Genomic DNA, 1,447 nt, shown 5'->3' with positions numbered 1-1,447 from the left:
TAACCCATACTGAACCACCTGTGGAATCAGTTTGATAAAATGGCGTCCTAACAGCTTTCTCCAAACTTTCAACTTTCACAAGTTCCATATCAAAAACACGTTGATCACTCATAATGCTCACACCTTTCATTGATTAACAACTACCGAGTTCCAGATGCGTATTCACCCATATTAATATCTAGAACCTCTCGAACGGGCTGGATTAAAGAATCCTCGTATTGAACCTTCCACTGAATATCCTGATTCATCTCGCCATTTTGTAACCCCGCAATGGTTTCCCCATCACCTATTACATTACCATGTTCGAAAATATAATTCAACACATTATAAGCATGAAATACTACATGATTAGGATCTACACCGTGAAAGTGATACTGTAAATCAGGTAAAAATAATGTACTCATACCCACAGAATCTACCATCATATCATTGGTACCTTGAATACTAAAATAACGCACATTTACAGCATAATACATGAAACGAGTCACCTCTTTATCAGGATGATTTTCAATCGATTCTCGACTTAAGAACTTACGAGATGGTCCAAATACAACGGCTTTACAAGAGGGATATAATTCTAGTAATGCATCTACATACTTTACAAGCATATCTGCACGTTCTTTGGCCGCTAAACCAGAGGCTAACATATCCGTAGCAAACACCCTGTATTGGCACTCTGCTAATAACTCATCCACATTTGGACAATCCCATACCTGACTACGATCAAAATCATCTAATACAGGTTTATCGATTTTTTCACAATTTGTCACCATCAATGTCGGTGGAACATCAGCATCATTATCTTCATAATGAACCTTATAATTCTGAGGCGCAAAACCAGCAGACTCAGCTCCATAACTAAAGCAATCAACAGAGCCTAAATGCTTTGTAAATACCTCTACCATTGTATCGCGACTAGGCATATCACACTGCTCCGGCATTAATAACTCAACAAAAAACAAACCGCCAGGACGAACGGAATCATCTGTTAGATCTTGTTTAAATACTTGGCTCATATGCTCTCTCCTATAGATAAAACGTAATATAAAATATACTCTTTACCTTATAGTATATCGGATGTTCATATGTAGTACAGTTACTCAAGTAACATTTTATATACATAAAAGACCCTCTCCATAAGTCCGAGAACTATGGAGAGGGTCTTTATAGTCACTAATCAGTGAGGACTGGTAAAGCGATAGTGACATCACTATATCTATAGTGATATGTGCCGATTACCAATCAATTATAGAGGTTTACGAACCACGTCGATGATAGAGCCATCGCGATATTCTACGATTGCGATGATATCTTCGTCTTTATCAGATACAGGGATATCTTGTGGTTTACCTACTAAATCAAATGCTAATTGTTGTAATTCTTCAATTGTGAAGATAGGCAAGTTGCTATCTTTGAAGCGTTCAATCAAATCAGTACGAGCTGGGTT

2 protein-coding genes and 1 pseudogene are annotated in these 1,447 nt (G+C 37.5%); all 3 read right to left on the bottom strand.

All coding sequences use genetic code 11. From position 1 onward, the window contains the following. Window positions 1-112 (bottom strand): annotated as a pseudogene (locus tag QZ055_RS09375) (cupin domain-containing protein); the annotation flags it as partial. Between the two features lie 28 nt (window positions 113-140). After that, complete coding sequence (locus QZ055_RS09370; protein ID WP_295826494.1) at window positions 141-1,016, bottom strand: DUF4261 domain-containing protein; 876 nt, start codon at window positions 1,014-1,016, stop codon at window positions 141-143. A 230-nt stretch (window positions 1,017-1,246) separates the two neighbouring features. Further along, window positions 1,247-1,447, bottom strand: a 201-nt coding sequence (locus tag QZ055_RS09365) for a citrate lyase subunit alpha (protein WP_295826492.1), incomplete at its 5' end; no start/stop codon positions are given.

It is taken from the genome of uncultured Veillonella sp. (assembly GCF_905209685.1).
Taxonomy (GTDB): domain Bacteria; phylum Bacillota; class Negativicutes; order Veillonellales; family Veillonellaceae; genus Veillonella.
This window is presented reverse-complemented; position numbering and strand designations above follow the sequence as displayed.